This is a genomic window from Prochlorococcus sp. MIT2309, from assembly GCF_059772305.1.
Genome location: NZ_CM186282.1, coordinates 1,715,407 through 1,732,963 on the forward strand (window position 1 = coordinate 1,715,407; position 17,557 = coordinate 1,732,963).

21 protein-coding genes, 2 tRNA genes and 1 pseudogene are annotated in these 17,557 nt (G+C 37.5%); 11 read left to right on the forward strand and 13 right to left on the reverse strand.

Annotated elements, in window-relative coordinates:
- Positions 1-24: 24 nt before the first annotated feature.
- Positions 25-561: a cytochrome b6-f complex iron-sulfur subunit gene (petC, locus tag AC6EJA_RS09370; RefSeq protein WP_498502392.1), complete on the reverse strand. Its 537-nt coding sequence runs from the start codon at positions 559-561 to the stop codon at positions 25-27.
- Between the two features lie 97 nt (positions 562-658).
- On the opposite strand from petC, the gene AC6EJA_RS09375 reads away from it, so the two are divergent.
- Positions 659-1,003, forward strand: coding sequence for a DUF3067 family protein (locus tag AC6EJA_RS09375; RefSeq protein WP_498502393.1), 345 nt, complete (start codon positions 659-661; stop codon positions 1,001-1,003).
- On the opposite strand, the gene tatC is transcribed toward AC6EJA_RS09375, so the two are convergent.
- The 3 genes from tatC to AC6EJA_RS09390 form a co-directional block, all read right to left on the reverse strand.
- Positions 954-1,736, reverse strand: coding sequence for a twin-arginine translocase subunit TatC (gene tatC / locus AC6EJA_RS09380; protein ID WP_498502394.1), 783 nt, complete (start codon positions 1,734-1,736; stop codon positions 954-956). The genes AC6EJA_RS09375 and tatC overlap by 50 nt on opposite strands.
- A gap of 114 nt (positions 1,737-1,850) precedes the next feature.
- Positions 1,851-2,102: a hypothetical protein gene (locus AC6EJA_RS09385; RefSeq protein WP_498502395.1), complete on the reverse strand. Its 252-nt coding sequence runs from the start codon at positions 2,100-2,102 to the stop codon at positions 1,851-1,853.
- A gap of 17 nt (positions 2,103-2,119) precedes the next feature.
- A complete protein-coding gene (locus tag AC6EJA_RS09390; protein WP_498502396.1) occupies positions 2,120-3,844 on the reverse strand; it encodes an NFACT RNA binding domain-containing protein in 1,725 nt (574 codons plus the stop codon).
- 56 nt (positions 3,845-3,900) lie between these two features.
- Between AC6EJA_RS09390 and gmk the strand changes: the two genes are divergently transcribed.
- A complete protein-coding gene (gmk, locus tag AC6EJA_RS09395) occupies positions 3,901-4,452 on the forward strand; it encodes a guanylate kinase (RefSeq protein WP_498503592.1) in 552 nt (183 codons plus the stop codon).
- A 30-nt stretch (positions 4,453-4,482) separates the two neighbouring features.
- Here the strand turns inward: gmk and psaJ are convergent, their stop codons facing one another.
- Together psaJ and AC6EJA_RS09405 are read right to left on the reverse strand one after the other, a co-directional pair.
- Complete coding sequence (gene psaJ / locus AC6EJA_RS09400) at positions 4,483-4,614, reverse strand: photosystem I reaction center subunit IX (RefSeq protein WP_498502398.1); 132 nt, start codon at positions 4,612-4,614, stop codon at positions 4,483-4,485.
- Between the two features lie 33 nt (positions 4,615-4,647).
- Positions 4,648-5,223: a Photosystem I reaction center subunit III gene (locus AC6EJA_RS09405; RefSeq protein ID WP_498502400.1), complete on the reverse strand. Its 576-nt coding sequence runs from the start codon at positions 5,221-5,223 to the stop codon at positions 4,648-4,650.
- Between the two features lie 40 nt (positions 5,224-5,263).
- Between AC6EJA_RS09405 and tsaD the strand changes: the two genes are divergently transcribed.
- The 3 genes from tsaD (at position 5,264) to AC6EJA_RS09420 (ending at position 7,966) form a co-directional block, all read left to right on the forward strand.
- On the forward strand, positions 5,264-6,352 hold the full coding sequence (gene tsaD, locus AC6EJA_RS09410) for a tRNA (adenosine(37)-N6)-threonylcarbamoyltransferase complex transferase subunit TsaD (protein ID WP_498502401.1): 1,089 nt from the start codon (positions 5,264-5,266) through the stop codon (positions 6,350-6,352).
- A gap of 30 nt (positions 6,353-6,382) precedes the next feature.
- Positions 6,383-6,565, forward strand: a complete 183-nt coding sequence (locus tag AC6EJA_RS09415; RefSeq protein ID WP_498502402.1) for a high light inducible protein — start codon at positions 6,383-6,385, stop codon at positions 6,563-6,565.
- 201 nt (positions 6,566-6,766) lie between these two features.
- Positions 6,767-7,966 (forward strand): cation:proton antiporter, encoded by a 1,200-nt coding sequence (locus AC6EJA_RS09420; protein ID WP_498502403.1) that lies wholly within the window; start codon positions 6,767-6,769, stop codon positions 7,964-7,966.
- Here AC6EJA_RS09420 and gltX read toward each other — a convergent pair.
- The 5 genes and pseudogenes from gltX to rplS form a co-directional block, all read right to left on the reverse strand.
- Positions 7,963-9,393, reverse strand: coding sequence for a glutamate--tRNA ligase (gltX, locus tag AC6EJA_RS09425; protein ID WP_498502404.1), 1,431 nt, complete (start codon positions 9,391-9,393; stop codon positions 7,963-7,965). The genes AC6EJA_RS09420 and gltX overlap by 4 nt on opposite strands.
- Positions 9,394-9,410: 17 nt before the next feature.
- Positions 9,411-9,484: transfer RNA gene (locus tag AC6EJA_RS09430), tRNA-Asp, on the reverse strand.
- 184 nt (positions 9,485-9,668) lie between these two features.
- A complete protein-coding gene (locus AC6EJA_RS09435; protein WP_006043540.1) occupies positions 9,669-9,857 on the reverse strand; it encodes an SH3 domain-containing protein in 189 nt (62 codons plus the stop codon).
- A gap of 39 nt (positions 9,858-9,896) precedes the next feature.
- Positions 9,897-9,969, reverse strand: a tRNA-Trp gene (locus tag AC6EJA_RS09440).
- 60 nt (positions 9,970-10,029) lie between these two features.
- Positions 10,030-10,383 (reverse strand): annotated as a pseudogene (gene rplS / locus AC6EJA_RS09445) (50S ribosomal protein L19); the annotation flags it as partial.
- A gap of 580 nt (positions 10,384-10,963) precedes the next feature.
- On the opposite strand from rplS, the gene map reads away from it, so the two are divergent.
- Positions 10,964-11,803 (forward strand): type I methionyl aminopeptidase, encoded by an 840-nt coding sequence (gene map / locus AC6EJA_RS09450; protein WP_498502405.1) that lies wholly within the window; start codon positions 10,964-10,966, stop codon positions 11,801-11,803.
- A 5-nt stretch (positions 11,804-11,808) separates the two neighbouring features.
- Here the strand turns inward: map and AC6EJA_RS09455 are convergent, their stop codons facing one another.
- Positions 11,809-12,567, reverse strand: coding sequence for an NAD-dependent epimerase/dehydratase family protein (locus AC6EJA_RS09455; protein ID WP_498502406.1), 759 nt, complete (start codon positions 12,565-12,567; stop codon positions 11,809-11,811).
- Positions 12,568-12,746: 179 nt separating this feature from the next.
- Here AC6EJA_RS09455 and AC6EJA_RS09460 point away from each other — a divergent pair, with 179 nt between their 5' ends.
- From AC6EJA_RS09460 to AC6EJA_RS09480, 5 genes are all read left to right on the forward strand, one after another.
- Positions 12,747-13,835 (forward strand): phosphotransacetylase family protein, encoded by a 1,089-nt coding sequence (locus AC6EJA_RS09460; protein WP_498502407.1) that lies wholly within the window; start codon positions 12,747-12,749, stop codon positions 13,833-13,835.
- 47 nt (positions 13,836-13,882) lie between these two features.
- Positions 13,883-14,395, forward strand: coding sequence for a DNA recombination-mediator protein A (locus tag AC6EJA_RS09465; RefSeq protein ID WP_498502408.1), 513 nt, complete (start codon positions 13,883-13,885; stop codon positions 14,393-14,395).
- A gap of 113 nt (positions 14,396-14,508) precedes the next feature.
- Positions 14,509-15,006 (forward strand): YajQ family cyclic di-GMP-binding protein, encoded by a 498-nt coding sequence (locus AC6EJA_RS09470; protein WP_498502409.1) that lies wholly within the window; start codon positions 14,509-14,511, stop codon positions 15,004-15,006.
- A 65-nt stretch (positions 15,007-15,071) separates the two neighbouring features.
- Complete coding sequence (locus AC6EJA_RS09475) at positions 15,072-15,287, forward strand: DUF8662 family protein (RefSeq protein ID WP_498502410.1); 216 nt, start codon at positions 15,072-15,074, stop codon at positions 15,285-15,287.
- Between the two features lie 64 nt (positions 15,288-15,351).
- Entirely contained in the window at positions 15,352-16,158 is an 807-nt protein-coding gene (locus AC6EJA_RS09480; RefSeq protein ID WP_498502411.1) for a prohibitin family protein, read from the forward strand.
- A gap of 38 nt (positions 16,159-16,196) precedes the next feature.
- Here AC6EJA_RS09480 and hemL read toward each other — a convergent pair whose 3' ends face one another.
- Positions 16,197-17,534 (reverse strand): glutamate-1-semialdehyde 2,1-aminomutase, encoded by a 1,338-nt coding sequence (hemL, locus tag AC6EJA_RS09485; RefSeq protein ID WP_498502412.1) that lies wholly within the window; start codon positions 17,532-17,534, stop codon positions 16,197-16,199.
- Positions 17,535-17,557 lie beyond the last annotated feature (23 nt).

The window sequence follows — 17,557 nt, forward strand, 5'->3', positions numbered from 1 at the left end:
TGTGGAGCGAAGATTTTTGCAAAGTTAAGCCCACCAAGGTGGAGATTCTGTTCGGAAATCGGTTTCAGTCCATTGACTGACTAAAACATTGTCATCTTCGATAGACACATGAGCTAATGCCAAAGATAAAGGAGCAGGTCCTCTTACTACTTTCCCAGTTGAATCATATTGGCTTCCATGACAAGGACACTTAAATTTGTTTTCTCCATTATTCCAAGGCACTACACAACCAAGATGAGTGCATATGGCGTTTATGCCATAGTCCGTGATTGCTTCGGGACCCTCAACGATTAGATAGGTCGGGTCACCTTTGAGTCCTTGGACTAAACTTCTGTCACCAACAGCATGATTACTTAACCAACCACTTGCTGTGACGGGATTCCCCAATTCATCTTTGGCAGAACTGCCTCCACCCCCTCCACCAGCCCTTAAAGGAGTGAAGTAATTGGCCACAGGGTAAAGAGCACCAAGTGCTACGCCTGTAACAGTTCCAAAGGTGAGTAGGTTCATGAACTGCCTCCTGCCCATGGAGGGCACATCTGAGGCGGTCATTTGTGTCATTACTTATGTTCACCTGATTCAAAATATATACCAGCATGGAATCAAGATGGTTAATTCCTTCTTATAAATACAGGGTTTTAAATGTTGAGGAACACAATTGATAGACACAAATTCAAATAATCCCTCTGTTCCGCTCACAGTGGATGAGGTTATGACGCTCTTCAGATACAAATGGGGAGTAAGTTATGACCTGCAAATTTTGGTAAAAAATAACTCTCTTTATCTGCAAATGATGTGGGGTTATCTTGAACAACAATCATTTCCAATGAATGAGTCAAACTATCGCAAGAGGATTAATAATGTTGTAGAAATCATAAACAGAGTTGGACAAGCAGATATTTTTAGACTGTGGATTAATGATCTTGAATCAAAACCTAGAATAGGTAGAGCCCTTACTTTGCATTTGATGACGGATGAGAGGTCAGACGAGTTTGTTGTTTAATATTTTCTACAAGAGCTACCAAGCCAACTCCTAGTATAAATAAGAAACTCATAGCAGATGCAAGTAAAAGCATTGTTACTGGATCTGTTGATGGTGTGAGAATTGCACCAGCTAAAGTTGATCCCACAATTACCCACCTCCAACCTAATAACATTGTTTTTGCTTTAATTATTCCTAGATATCCCAATATCAACTGCAGAACAGGTAGTTGAAATACTAATCCAGTACTAATCATTAATAAGAAGACAAAATCCAAGTATTTTTCTATTGACCAAAGTGGTTCAACTACATCAGAGCCAAAAGAAACTAAAAATCTCAGCGCAGCTGGGATTAAAACAAGTAATGAAAAAGATAAACCAAAAAAGAATAAGACAGCTGAGCCAATTACTGCTGGCGCTATTAGACGTTTTTCCTGAGTTGTTAATCCAGGAAGTATAAATTTGAGAATTTGATAAACAATTATTGGCAAAGCAATTGTTAATCCTGAGTAGCCAGCAACTTTAATTGATGCAAATAAAAATTCTCCGGGAGCTAATTGTAAAAAGTGTATTGATTCTGCTGGTTTCTCAAGTATTCTTATAAGTGGCTTAATAAAAAATAAGGAACAAGCTGCAGCAACGATAATTGATAAAAAACTTGTTATGATTCTACTTCTTAATTCCTCTAAATGATCAGCAAAAGACATGCTCATTTGCTTGTCAATCTTCTCTTTTTCTTGAATTATATTAACCATTATCACTACCCTTGATAATAATTTTAATTGTTATTTTCATTTTTACTTTTAAGGCGCTAATTTTAGATTTAGTTTTATCTTAAACTTTGCCAAAAACATGTCTATCTGCCTAGTTTAATTTGTTTTGGTTGGATCAGGGAGAATAAACGGAGGGCAATCATTTAGAGATGACTTCCCATAATTTGCGTATTCTTTATATCCTCCCATTTTTCCATTGGTTTTCATCAAAGCGCTCATGAATGCTAAAAGGAGAAAGACTGTCGGAGCGCCTATTATCAACGCAGCTCCAAATATATATCCAACTAAAAATTCTGGAAAGGAATGATTTCCCAAAAACTCGTGGGTACCCAATAGGAAATCAATCATTTTTTTAATGTACTTTTTCATGATAATAAGCCATGATCATTTGATTTTGCTGCCATATGTTTCAAAGCTCTATCTGATTTCCCCCAAAGTGTTTCACCTTCTCTAAAAGTTAGTGTTCCTGGAGTGGAGCCTGGGATCCTTTTAAGATGAACAGTCTTTGCCATTACAACTGCAGAATTTTTGCTACCCCTTCCTTTACTAAAAAAAGCAGCAAAGTCAGCTGCGAATTGAATATCTTCTTCGTTGAAAGCTTTATTTGACCCTTTGAGAATTACATGGCTTCCAGGTATTTCTTGAGCATGAAACCATAAATCGCCCCTTCGAGCTTTTTCGAAACTGATAAATTCATTTTGCTTATGATTCTTACCTATTTGAACTACTACTCCGCTTGGAGACAGAACTTCTAGATGATTTGATTTTATAGATTTTGTCCTAACAAATCTTTTTTGAATTTTTTGTGACTTGATTAAATACTCATTGAGTTCATCTTGAAGTTCTATAAGACTTTGAATTGTATCATTATTACTAATTGAATTAATTGAAATAATACTTTCTAAAAGAACATAGCTTTCTTCTATTCTTGAGAGTCTCTCTTTGTGAAACTTTATTCTCTCTTTAATATATTGTTTTGAGCGCTTTAACTTTTTAGATTTTTTATACAAAGTTTGAGCTTTTTTAATTTCATCCTTTGTTGGATTTTTTAGACAAAGCAGCCTGTCTGCTTTGTCTTTAAAGGCCTCATCATTCATTCTTAAAATATCAAGTTCATTTTGTTTTTTTAAGTATTCTAATTCAACCTTTTTAAGTCTTGAAAGACTTCCATGAATTTGATCAGTAAGTTTATTAATTTTTCTAATTTGTAATTTCTCCTTGTAATAAGAGTTCAATTTTATTGCTACATCAAGGTCAGGTTTATTAATTATATTTAATTTCCAAACTCTATAATCTGTTGGCCCATCAAAATAAATGACTTTTTCTTTTGATTGAATACTTTGAATCCAAGCTTGCCATCTTTTATATATTAATTCCCAGTTTTCTTCAGAGATAGTATCAACTTTTAATTCAGAAATTTGGATCGCCTGTATTCGTTCTTCATTAGCTAATTGAAGAACAAGAGAGGGACTAATACCCTGATAAGTTTCCTGCAAAGCTTTCTTAAGTGAAACAGGCGTAACTGTTAGTCTTCTTTTCCAATTTGAAAAGGATTCACAAAGACTTGGTTTGATTCCTTTTAATGATGGGGGAGCGCAATATTTATCACCCGTTCCAAGAGGCCTGAGTCTCGATTGATTTTGTTTTATTTTCTTTCCAAGGGTAATAATTTTTTTATTACTGTCAATAAAGAATAAATTACTATGTCTGCCCATCAATTCTAAAATAATTTTTTTTTCAACAGGTTCTTTGGGATTTTTTGCAAATCCAAAATGTACAATTCTCTCAAATCCATCTTGCTTTATTTCTACTAAGGCAAGGTTTTTTAATCCATATTGAATCTGAGTTGCAAGAGTACTTTTTGCACCATCATTTGATCGTAATTTTTTTTCAACTAATCTTGGTGCCTCAACAAACCAACTCATTTCAATCCAAGTAAGTCCACTAAGAGTTCTGAGCCCAATACAAAGTGAGTTTGGTTCAGGTTGTAATGCTTTCTCAAAGCGGCTTGGGAGTATTTTTGAGCTGAGATCGGTAATAACTGCTTTCAGACCAGTTACATCCATCAATTGCAATGCATGTTTGGTCATATCTTTTCCTGGGATTGAATCTTTTATATATTCTGGAGGTTGATAATTTTCAAGTAATGGTACTTTTACACAGACTAACTTTAATAACTGGGCCTAGTGGTGTTGGTAAGGGAACTCTTGTTAAGAAACTATTAGAGAGAAATAATGATATATGGCTTTCTATATCTGCTACTACAAGAATGCCCAGGGATGGTGAGAAGAATGGCATTGATTATTATTTTATAGAAAAAGAGAGGTTTGATGAGTTAATTGCCCAAAAAGGATTTTTGGAGTGGGCTGAGTTCGCAGGTAACTTCTACGGAACTCCAAAAGCAGATGTTGAGAGAATTCGTAAAAGAGGTAAAAAAGTTCTACTTGAGATTGAACTGGAGGGAGCTAGACAAGTGCGAAAAAGTTGTCCTGAAGCATTTCAAATATTTATTGCCCCACCAAGTTTTGATGAACTTAAGAAAAGGATTCGAAGCAGAGGTACAGAGTCTGAGGACTCTATAAAAAGAAGATTAAATAGAGCTAAAGAAGAACTTTTAGCAACAGATGAATTTGATGCTGTTGTAATAAATGACAACATATCAACTGCCTTAAAAAAGTTGGAGGAGTTGATTCTTTAACTTATAAATAATATAGAATTTATCTTTGAGTTATATTGGGTGGAAGAGCAAGTCAGGAAAAAATCTATTGAATTCAACGATTATACTCGCTGTAAGAAAGATCCAGATTGCTGCTACTACGGGAGCAGATCTAAACCATTTTGTGTAGAAAATTTTGAACATTTTTTTTGGAGGTAAGGGTGAATTGTCAGAGCTTTAACGAGGACCATTTAAAGAAACGTTATCATCTTTTTCCCGTAAATCGCCGTTTTTCCCCTCTCTATTTGCATGAAGGGGCCAAGCAGCCCCTTTCTTTAAACATTGCCAAGCAACTGCGGTGTCAATGATAATCTCGAATTCAGCAGGATTTTTTTGAGTTTTAGAGTAGCGCAAGTATTCCCTCCCAGACCAACCGATTATTCCAGCAATGTATATGAACATCACCCCTGGTATTAAAAGATCTCCTTCATGTCCTCTATTAAGAAGAGCGCCAAATGGTTCAATAGGTGGGCCTATCAATAAATGGGGAAGGCCATCATCTCCGCAAACGGCTTTGCTATATCTATCGAATCTTGCTATGTCTTTAGCTGTTTTGGCTTCACTTGCTCTTGCTTGAAATCTTGGATTCTCCGAGCAAGGTGTAAGGGGCTGAGCCACAAAAGTTGTGGGTGCTCTATCTTTATTTAGAACAGGACCTTTAGCAGCGTTAGCCAGAGGTACAAAGCCTAAAAAAATCAATGCTGACAAGCAAATGCCAAGTAGGCTTGAGAGGGGGGTAAATTGCTTTTTCATTTAATTAGCTTCTTAAAAGCCCTTGCATATAAGAATTTAAATGAAATCAAGTCAAAATGTAAAAACAGTACTAGCGCTCGAAACAAGTTGTGACGAGTCAGCAGTTGCTTTGATGAGTCTAGAAAGCAAAAGAATAAAGGTAATTGAACATGTCATTTCATCTCAAATCAAAGAACATGCCCAGTGGGGCGGCGTAGTTCCTGAATTGGCCTCAAGAATACATCTGGAGACCATTCCTTATTTAATTGATGAAATTTTAAAAAAAACTCAAACATCATTTGAGAACATAGATTCAATTGCAGCAACAGTTGGTCCTGGATTAGCAGGTTCTTTATTGATTGGATCAGTTTCAGCAAGAGCGCTTGCAGCCTTGCATGGTATACCTTTCATGGGAATTCATCACTTGGAGGGGCATCTTGCATCTGTTTTGCTCTCAGCCAATCCTCCTAACCCACCATATTTGGTTCTTTTAGTTAGCGGCGGACATACTGAACTTGTAAGAGTTGATCTTCAGAATAGTTTCCAAAGATTAGGTCGAAGTCATGATGATGCTGCTGGAGAAGCCTTTGATAAAGTTGGCCGCCTATTGGGACTTTCGTATCCTGGTGGTCCAGAAATTGAGAAATATGCAAAATTAGGAAATCCTCAAAAGTTTAATCTGCCTAAAGGGCGAGTTTCCAGACCTGAGGGAGGATTCTACCCATATGATTTTTCATTCAGTGGACTAAAGACGGCAATGCTTAGAACGATTGAGAAACTAAGGGCTGATAATGAAGATTTGCCTATTCATGATTTGGCAGCAAGCTTTGAAAATATTGTTGCTGATGTTCTAGTGGAGAGAACAGTGAAATGCGCAACTGATCAAAAAATAGATTCAATAGTAATGGTTGGTGGAGTGGCTGCTAACAATCGACTAAGGTCATTAATGATTTCTGAAGCTGCCCAAAAAAAAATAAATGTTTATTTAGCCCCTAAAGCCTTTTGCACAGATAATGCAGCCATGATCGGCAGTGCAGCCTTAATCCGATTAGAATCTGGCAGTAACGAAAGTTCTCTTTCTTTAGGCGTATCAGGAAGGCTGCCACTTAACAAGGCTTACTCGTTATATCAAACTCCTCCACCTTTTTAGCTTTAAAGGTTTTTTAAATTTTTTATATCTATGAGCCCCGAACCTAAAAATGATTCTGAGCAATCTTCAAGAAGCGTTAGTAGGAGTGAACTGAATGCATGGAGAAGAGGTTTTACTCCTCAAGCTGAAATATGGAATGGAAGAATGGCTATTTTGGGCATAGTTTTCCTTTGCGCTTTTCTATTCGGGACAAATTATTTCTTCAGTAGTTAATATTCCTCCCCTTCTATAGAAATATTAAACCTAAAAATTAATTGAGAGCACTTAAAAATTATTGATAAATTTAAATAGGAGTATTAACTATTTTGTTTTAGTAAATGTTTAAGTATCCAGTATATTAATAATCTAAAAGAGATTTCATCGGAAGAAAATTATGGTCTCAGGTGAAGTCCTTTTGATTTTACGTGGGAATCGATGACTCCTGAGCGCCTTGGTCTGCTCTGGGGAATAACCGTTTTTGCTGGAGCGGGGGCAAGGTTTTTGTCATTGATAACAGGCCTCCCGGGAGTTGTATTGCTTCTATTATCTGGTCTTTTAATAGGTCGCTCAGGTTTCGGTTTAGTTGAACCACTTGATTTGGGTGACGGTTTAGAGATTATCGTTGGGCTCTTGGTGAGTCTTGTTCTATTTGATGGTGGCTTGAATTTGAGGCTTCCAGGTGAAACCATAAAATCAATAATAATAAGAATATCTTTCATAAGGTTATCAATATCATTAGCCGCTGGTTTACTTGCAGCTCACTTTTTAGCAGGTTTGGGTTGGAATGTCGCTGCGGTCTATAGCGCTATTGTTTTAGCAACTGGACCGACTGTTGTCACTCCGTTAGTCAAGCAAATTAGACTCGATTCTCCATTGAGTGATGTTCTTGAAGCAGAAGGGCTAGTTCTTGAACCAATTGGAGCAGTACTAGCACTTTTATTGTTAGAGCTTTTGGTAGGCGATTTACATGGATGGAAAGAATTAGCGCTCGGCTTATTCGCTCGATTAGGTGGTGGAGTTTTGATTGGTCTGCTTACAGGTTGGATACTCTCTGAATGTTTGCGACGTCTCCCAAGTGATCCATCTTTAGGAATAAGATTACAGTTAACTCTTGGTTTTTTATTTCTCCTTTATGGTATTTCTGAGTGGCTTTTGCCTGAATCTGGATTGCCAGCCTCTGTTGCAGCGGGCTTTGTTGTAGGAAGAAGACCCTCTACTAATGCAGATGAACTTGATGAGCTAATACGGCAATTGGCACAGTTAGCAATAACAATGTTGTTTCCTCTCCTGGCAGCTGATGTTTCATGGGGAGAGTTAAGCCCTCTTGGTTGGGGAGGAATTACATGCGTTTTGGTTTTGATGATCGTTGTAAGACCCTTTGCTGTTAGCTTGGCTACTCTAGGTTTGCCATTAGATTTTAAACAAAAGATATTTTTGGCTTGGCTAGCACCTAGAGGAATAGTTACAGCTGCTGTTGCATCATTATTTTCAATACGTCTTGAACAAGCTGGAGTTTTGGGAGCAGGTCCTTTGCAGGGACTAGTTTTTCTTACAATTCTAATGACGGTAAGTATTCAGGGATTGACCGCTCAGCCGTTGGCGAAATTCTTAGGGCTTCTGAAAAAAGATTCTTAAATATATTTGTTGAATCTTGGTAGATCTTCACTAATTTGGGCAAGTAAAGACCATGTAATTATTAAATCAGGTCCTTGTATTTTGCCCAAAAGGGCAGATCTCAATGTTTTCATGATTATCCCTTTTTTGGATTTAGTCTGACTCACTGTTTTTTTTATTAATTCTTCAGCTATGGACTTGTCCGTTCCGTCCCATTCACTATGCCTTAGTTGATTGATTATAAAATTAAGTATTTCAATAGAACTATCATTCTTAAGGTGTTCGGCAGCATTCTTATCTGGAATTGGCTCTTCAAAAAAAGACTTCGCTTGATCAATTCCATCACGAAGAGTAACTAGCGAAGGAGCAAGAAGTTTTGATAATTCAAGGCCCCATTTTTCGTGAGGAATTGCCCATCCCTCATTTTCCCAAAAGGACTTAATTTCTTTGTAAAGGTAATCCTCAGGCCATTCATGAATCACCTGAGAATTCAGCCAGTTAAGTTTTTCCCAATCGAATTTTGCACCAGATTTATTAATTTTTTCTAGAGAAAATAAATCAAAAATCTCTTCAATTTTGAATCTCTCTGAATTCCCTTCAGGGATTGACCATCCAAGTAATGCCATGTAATTGGTTAAGGCGTGTGATGTGTAGCCCATTGTTTGAAAATCACAAATTGATGTGACATCGTCTCTTTTAGAGAGTTTTTTTCCCTCTTGATTAAGAATTAATGGCGTATGAGCAAAAAAAGGCTCCTTTAATTGAAGCGCACGGTAAAGAAGAAGCTGTTTGGCTGTGTTTGAGATGTGATCCTCACCTCTAATTACGTGAGTTATGTTCATCGCCGAATCATCTACAACTACGACCAAATTGTATAGAGGGTCTCCTATTTGCATTCCTTTAGCGGGCCTTGAAATGACCATATCTCCTCCCAGATCCTTCCCCGACCAATTCATTTCTCCCCTAATCAAATCATTCCATCTAATTGATTCAGAGTCATTTATGCGAAAACGAATAACAGATGATCTGCCCTCAGAAACGTATCTCTGAGCCTCATCTTGGGTTAAACCTCTTGAACGGTTGTCATATTTAGGTGGTAGTCCTTGCTTTACTTGTGAATCTCTCATTTCTTGTAACTCCTCTTCTGATGCAAAACATCTATAGGCAAGGCCCTCACTTAAAAGAAATTTTATTGCCTTTTGGTGCTCTTTTATGTGCAAGCTTTGAATGACAGGTTCTTCATCCCATTGAATACCCAGCCACCTCAATCCATCAAGAATATTATCTAGATGTTCTTTTTTAGATCTCTTTTTATCGGTATCTTCAATTCTCAGAAGAAATTTCCCTTTATTCTTTTTTGCAAATAGCCAGTTAAATAAAGCAGTTCTTGCTGTACCAATGTGAAGCTTACCAGTGGGACTAGGGGCGAGCCTGACTCTAACCGTCACATGAATTTAGTAATGGACGGGACCGACGGGATTCGAACCCGCAACTTCCGCCGTGACAGGGCGGTGCTCTAACCAGTTGAACTACGGTCCCAGGCCTCTAGTTGCCGGTGGGGAAACTATTCGCTTGAGATAACTGAATGTTTTTCAGTTACTTAGAGAAACAATCTAATACTCCGTACTCATTTACTCAATAATTTGTGTTTTTTTAAAAAATTTTGAGTATCAAAAACGAAGATAAAATTCATGTAATCTCTAAGATCCCAAAACAAACGGGATTAGGGTCGAAATCCGGCAGGTTCTATTAAGCGCACCTGATTCCCCCTTGCGGTGAATTCTCTACCCTGATCGCTTTGAACAACAACGCGACCTCCTGATTTGACACGAATTACTCTTGCCCGCACCCAACCTAAGGCTGCAGATTCAAGAACTTTTACGACGTCACCAGGTTGAAGATCTAGCTCCATTCTTTAAACAAAGTAACTGGATTAATGAGGGTGTTCGAACGCGCCGTGGAGGACTCGAACCCCCGACATCAGGTTTTGGAGACCTGCGTTCTACCAACTGAACTAACGGCGCATTGTATATCCCCTTGGGTCATTACTCAATAATGACATTCGGATTAACGAGGCCGAAACCTCAGCGGTCGAAGCGCTGCTTGACTCGTGTAGCTTTGCCAACACGTTCACGCAGATAGAAAAGCTTCGCTCTTCTAACTTTACCGCGGCGCTCGACTTTTATTGAAGCAACTTGCGGACTATGAACCATAAAAACTCTCTCAACACCGATTCCCTGGAATATTCTTCTTACAGTTATGGTCTGATTTAACCCACCATGTCTTTTTGCAATTATTACTCCCTCATAGGGCTGAACACGCTCTTTATTTCCCTCACTTATGCGGACTCCAACACGAACTGTATCTCCAACGTAAATTTCAGGAAGATTTTCTTTTTGTTGAGATTTTTCGAATTCCCTAATAATTGCGTTAGGACTCATAGTCGAAATCTTTGAGTTACTAAGAGAAGCGTTGTTTTCTTTAGAAGGGGCCGATTCAACAGATTTGGATGAATCCGAGGATTTAGCCTCATTCTCAACTGATGCAGCAGTTGAAGTTGTTTTTAAGTCTTCTGTCATCAAAATTCCATTTAAATAGCCAGGTTGTAATTGTAACCGTTGATTACTCAGATTGAAATAAGCTTGGGAATTTTGGGCCGCAAGTTTTTCTTATTTTCATTAGTCAATCCTTTTGTGGAATCAAAATTCTTGTAAATATTTGAGCTGAGTAACAAGCTTGAAATATAAGCGTTTTCTGCTTTGCAATTATTTTTATGATTTTTATGAATTTTTTGGGAAAAATTTAGTTTGCACTCTCAAATCAAGAACTTGGCTAATGCACTCCCATGGGGCTGAAATGATCAGATTCATTAATTTAGATCTGTGAAGGAGTTCATTCAATAGAAATCCAAATAAGTTGGCAGGTTTATGGTTTAGGGGGAGCAACCAATAAAAAAACTAACTAAATTCCCTATGGGGTACTTCTCAAAATATTAAAGACAAAAAACTTGCTCTAATTATGAAATCATTCTCAGATTTGTTGGCTGGATCAAATCAAAAAATTCCTATTAACGAAGGTCCAGTAATTCAAAATAGGAGAGGAATTGAAATTAAGTCTTCACGTGAAGTCGCAATAATGAGAAACTCCAGTCAGATTGTTGCGAAAGTACTCAAAGAAATTTCAGATATGGTTAGGCCTGGAATGACCACAGCTGATCTTGATGAATTTGCTGAAATGAGAATAAGAGAAATGGGAGCTAAGCCAAGTTTTAAGGGCTATCATGGATTCCCTGGAAGCATTTGCGCAAGCATTAATAACGAAGTAGTTCATGGAATTCCGTCGAAAAAGAAATTAATTAAATCTGGTGATCTTTTGAAAGTTGACACTGGTGCCTATTTTCAGGGTTATCACGGGGATAGTTGTATTACTATTTGCGTTGGAGATGTCTCTGAAGAAGCTAAAAGATTAAGCCGAGTCGCACAAGAGGCTTTGCATGCTGGAATTGAACAAATAAAGCCAGGTAATTCTTTGATGGATATTGCTGGAGCTGTGGAGGATTTAGTCTTAGAAAATGGATTCAGTGTAGTTGAGGACTTTACTGGTCATGGAGTGGGAAGGAATCTTCATGAAGAACCTTCTGTGTTCAATTTCAGAACTAATGATTTGCCAAATGTAAAATTGCGAAAAGGTATGACCCTAGCTGTTGAACCAATTGTTAATTCTGGTAGGAAAAACTGCAAGACTCTTAGAGATGGATGGACTGTTATTACTAAGGACGGAAGTATATCTGCTCAATGGGAGCATACAGTTTTAGTAACTGAAAAAGGCCATGAAATTCTTACTCATAGAGAAGAATAAAAATATTAACCCTTCTCTAGGGAATAAAAAGATCTTGTTAATTTGAAATAAATCAACCTAGCTAATTCATTTATTGGTATCAATAAATAGCTTATAGGATTAGGACTAACTATAATAAGAAATCCATTAGTATTATCTGCTATTTTTAGTATTTGGTTGGCAACGAAATCTGCTTTAAGTATACCTATAGGATTAAGATTTGATTTGAATGGACCAAGGATAATCTTTTTTAATTTTATATTAGAATTTTTATCGAAATTACAATTCGATATTTTTAAAGAAACTATATTTCCAAGAAGCCTTTTACTTAATTCGTAAGTAGGGCTGAGAGCAGGTTGAATCTCGGCTTCTGATGTGTTTATCCATATTTCACGCTTTTTATTATTTAAGGTTAACTTTTTAACTGAGCATTCAAATCTTTCAATAAGTCTCCAGGCACTTAAGGCATTTATTTCTATTGATTTATTGATATCTGAATCTTTTTGGGAACCTTGAAAATTTACTCCATGGTTGATTATTAATATATCAATGTCTTTAAATAAATCATCTAAAAGGTACTCTTTACCACAATCCCATTTTACCCATTGATTTGGATTATCATCAGATAGCTTTTTATTGTCAATTTGAGAGCTAGTTAGACCAGTTACATTAGCCCCTTTTTCCTTGAATTTTTTTATTAATGCTTTACCTAAGCTCCCTGATGCTCCGGTTATGGCAATTCGAAGATTTGTCCAAGAAGAATCTTGACCCTGCATTACTTGCATTTTCTTAACTTGAAGTCACGAGTTTACTGGAATTGCTTGCGTGGAGTTTTTAAGTAGGTAGTTCAGGTATTAAATGTGTTGATCCTAAGTTGTTGATCTCCAAGTATTATTTTTGTTTGTATTGAGGATTTCACTTTTGAATATAAAATTATCAGATAAGTTAAAAGAGGAGTCCGGTCGTGGCAAAGACCTTAATGATCGGATCATGTGAACCATATAGTGGAAAATCTGCTTTAGTCCTTGGAATTGCTAGGCACTTTCTCTCAAATGGAAAACAAGTAAGGTTTGGAAAACCATTGGCTACAACTATTGATATTCCGCCTAAAGACGGAGTATTTGATAAGAAGATTATTGATGATGATGTGAGATTCATTGGCAACACACTCGGATTAACAAAAGACCAATTAATTCCATCGGTTGATTACTTGTTTTCTGCAACCTCTGAGTCTCGTTTATTGCATTCTGACCTGGAACCAGGAGCTGAATTTGAAGTCCTCAGGAACAATATTTCTGAGCCAATTGATGGAATCAATATTCTTGAGGCGGCGGGAACTTTGAATGAAGGGCTTTTGTATGGATTGAATTTAATAGCAGTTTCAAAGAACTTAGATATTCCAGTGCTTCTTGTTCATTCTTGGCAAGATAATAGGAGTGTTGATGATTTATTGGCTGCAAAATCTCAGTTGGGGGATCGCTTATTGGGGGTTGTTTTAAATGCCATAAATCCAGAGGAGATAGAAAACATAAAAATAAAAATCATTCCATCTTTGAAAAAACTTGGAATTGAAGTTTTTGGAATCATGCCTAGATCTCCCCTTTTAAGAAGTGTCACTGTCGAGGAATTAGTTAGACGACTTGATGCAAGGGTTATCTGTTGCTCTGAAAGGTTGGAATTACTTGTTGAGACCCTCAGTATCGGAGCTATGAGCGTCAACTCAGCGATGGAGTTCTTCAGGCGGAGAAGAAATATGGCTGTTGTTACTGGCGCTGATCGAACTGATTTACAATTGGCGGCATTAGAGGCATCTACTCAATGTTTGATATTAACGGGTGTTGGTGAACCTTTGCCTCAGTTGGTTAATCGCGCTGAAGAGTTGGAGGTTCCTTTGCTGAGAGTTGACAGGGATACTCTTTCAACTGTTGAAGTGATTGAAAATGCTTTTGGGAATGTTCGACTCCACGAATCAGTTAAGGCTAGCTATGCATTTCGTCTTGTTGAAGAGCATTGCGATTTGCACCGACTGATTGCAACTATCGGAGATAATTAAAGCAATATGAAGCATTTAAATTTTCCAAAGCACTTTAGGAGGTACCAGTGAGTCCATCACTTGATCTCCCTGCAGTTGGTCGTGTTGATACATTGGCCCAAGAACTGGCCCTATTGCAAAATCAGGGAAAAAGAAGAATTGCTTTTTTGGGGAGTAGGCATGTTCCAGTTGTCTCAATTCACATCATTGAGTTAATTGCCAGATCCCTTGCTCAAGAGGAACACTCAATTATTACATCTGGTTCACAAGGAGTAAATGCTGCTGTTATTAGGGCTGTTCTTAGTATCGAGCCATCTCTTCTAACTGTGATCCTTCCCCAAAGTTTGGATCGCCAAACAGTTGAAATTCGTAATCAATTAAATGATGTACTCCACCTAGTGGAAAAACCAGATAATGATGAATTATCTTTACCTATGGCAAGTAGTCTTTGTAACAAAGAAATTATTAGTAGATGCGATCAATTAATTTGTTTCGCTTTTCACGATAGTGAAACTCTTTTAAATAGTTGTCAAAATGCAGAAGAGATGGGTAAAACAGTAAGCCTTTTATTTTTTGATTGAGACTATAAACCATAATTTAATATGTAATTTATCATTAATTAGTTTTTAATTAAATCACTTCTTATATCATAAGATATGATATAAATTTAAGAGGTGTTTTATAGATTATTGAGATGGCCTCCAATTATTCTTTTGATGTTGTCTCAGATTTTGATCGCCAGGAGTTGATTAATGTAGTTGATCAACTTAAGAGGGAAGTGATTCAACGCTACGATCTTAAAGACACAAATACTGAAATTAATTTAGGAGAAAATGAGCTGATAATTATAACTGCAAGTGATTTATCTCTTCAATCTATAGAAGTGGTCTTAAGACAAAAAACAACAAAAAGAAATTTGTCATTAAAAATTTTTGATTTTCAACCATCTCAAACGATTAGTGGCAACAAAGTAAAGCAGGTCATTTTATTAAGAAAAGGCTTGTCTAAAGAGATAGCCAAAAAGCTAAGTAAATCAATAAGAGATCAACTCAAGAAAGTAAATGTTTCAATACAAGGCGATGCGTTGAGGATTAGTAGTAAGAATAAAGATGATCTTCAATCTGCTATGAATTTTTTAAGATCACAAGAGGAATCATTAGAAATTCCTCTTCAATATGAGAATTTTAGATAAGGTTGGCTCTATATGCATTAATATTTGTAGTTAATATAAGTTCTTTGACTTATTGAAATTTAATTATGAGTGAAATTGATTTCACCTTGGTTGAGGAGTTGTCAAAAAAAGCAATTAAAATTTCCGAAAATTCCTTCTCAGAAATTGAAAGGAACTGTTGGATGATTGTTCATGAGCATATTCATGGTGTAATGCCCTCTGAATATGATATTAGAGAAATTGATGAAAATTTATACTTAAAAATCCTTGAAAGGGTGAAGGTTTTGTTATCCATTGATTAGATAAAAACATATAATTCACACAATTAGCTGGTTATTTATAAAATAAACTCAATCGACAAATGCTATGACAACGCCATTTCGCAATGTGACCCCCAATGGACCTGGTGGAGCAACAACTTTGCTGCTGGTGCTCTCCTTTACTGGTTTCTTGCTACTTACACAAGCGCTTTTTGTAGTTCCAGCTGGAAAAGTTGCTGTGGTTACGACACTCGGAAAAGTTAGTGGTAAGCCAAGAAGACCTGGGCTTAATTTCAAGATTCCTTTTATTCAAGCAACTTATCCTTTTGATGTTCGTACAAAAGTTATACCTGAGAACTTTGAGGCCCTCACAAAGGATTTACAAGTTATTGAGGCAACGGCAACAGTGAAATACGCCGTAAGATCTAGTGAAGCTGGAAGAGTTTTCAGTACTATTTCTTACACAGATTCAGAAGTCTATCCAAGGATTATCAAACCATCTCTTTTGAAGGCTCTCAAGTCTGTATTTTCAAAATATGAGTTAGTCGCCATTGCAAGTAACTGGAGTGACATTTCAAGAATAGTTGAGGAGACAGTTGCCGCAGAGCTAGACAAATTTGATTATGTTGACGTACAAGCACTTGATCTTACAGGACTTCAAATAGCGGAAGAATACAGAGCAGCAATTGAGCAAAAGCAAATTGCTGAACAACAACTTCTCAGAGCGCAAACTGAAGTCAAGATTGCAGAACAGGAAGCCTTGAGATACGAAACACTTACAAAAAGTCTCGACGATCAAGTTTTATTCAAATTATTTCTTGACAAATGGGATGGCAAAACTCAAGTAGTTCCTGCCTTGCCTGGATCCAAAGGAGGCGGAACTCCTGTAATTGTTGGTGGTAGAGGGAATTAATTTAAAAAAGCCCTAACTTTTGTTAGGGCTTTTTTTGCTCAAGTTATCTCAGAGAAACTTTCTTCAAAAGCTTTTATTGTCAAGCTAATGTCATCTTCTGAATGAGCAAGGGACGTGAAGCCAGCTTCAAATGCACTCGGAGCTAGATATACGCCTTTGTTGAGCATAGATCTATGCAACTGCCCAAACATTTCTGAATTTGCAGTTTTTGCTTCTTCAAAATTTCTTACAGGCCCCTCACAAAGATAAAAACCAAACATTCCACTAATACTGCTTCCACTTATGGGTAGCCCACAATCCTTTGCGGCTTGAGTAATACCTTGAATTAATTTTTGCGTGATTGATTCAAGCCTCTCGTAAGAACCTTCCTGTTTTAAAAGCTCAAGTGTTTTTATGCCAGCTGTCATGGCTAGTGGATTACCACTCAACGTACCAGCCTGGTACATAGGTCCTGCTGGGGCAACCATTGACATTATTTCTTTTTTCCCCCCATATGCTCCAACAGGGAGGCCCCCGCCTATTACCTTGCCCAGAGTCGTTAAATCAGGGGTTACACCGAAGCGTTCTTGGGCCCCTCCATAACTAATTCTAAAGCCAGTCATAACCTCATCAAAAACGAGAAGTGCGCCATTCTCTCTAGTTAATTCTCTGAGCCCTTCAAGAAATCCTGGCTCAGGGGTAATAAATCCCGCATTACCAACAACTGGTTCAAGTATTACGCCAGAAATGGCATCGGGGTTTTCCGCGAAAAGTTCTTTAACTGCCTCTAAATCGTTATAGGGAGCTGTCAGGGTATTAGAAGTTGTACTTCTAGGAACTCCAGGTGAATCAGGGAGGCCTAGTGTAGCTACACCTGAACCTGCTTTTACAAGAAACATGTCTGCATGGCCGTGGTAGCAACCTTCAAACTTGATAACCTTGTCTCTTCCAGTGAAAGCCCTCATAAGTCTGAGAACTGCCATGCAAGCTTCAGTTCCACTGTTCACAAATCTGACCATTTCAACGCTTGGTACAGCATCTATGACCATATGAGCCAAATGATTTTCGAGTTCGCATGGAGCACCAAAACTGGTACCTTTCTCGATGTTTTCTTGAAGCGCTGAAACAACTTCAGGGTGAGCATGACCACAAATTGCAGGACCCCAACTCCCTACAAAATCAATGTAGCGATTTCCATCTACATCCCAGGCATATGCCCCCTTGACTCTGTCGAAGACAATTGGATTGCCGTTTACTGATTTAAAAGCACGGACAGGAGAACTAACTCCGCCTGGCATAAGATCCTGAGCGGCATTAAAGATTTCTTCTGAACGATTTGTGTTCAACACGTTTGTCACGGCAACTAAGCGAGTGGGCTCATAAACACAGTTGGCCATATTGGCCTAAAACAGTCTGATTC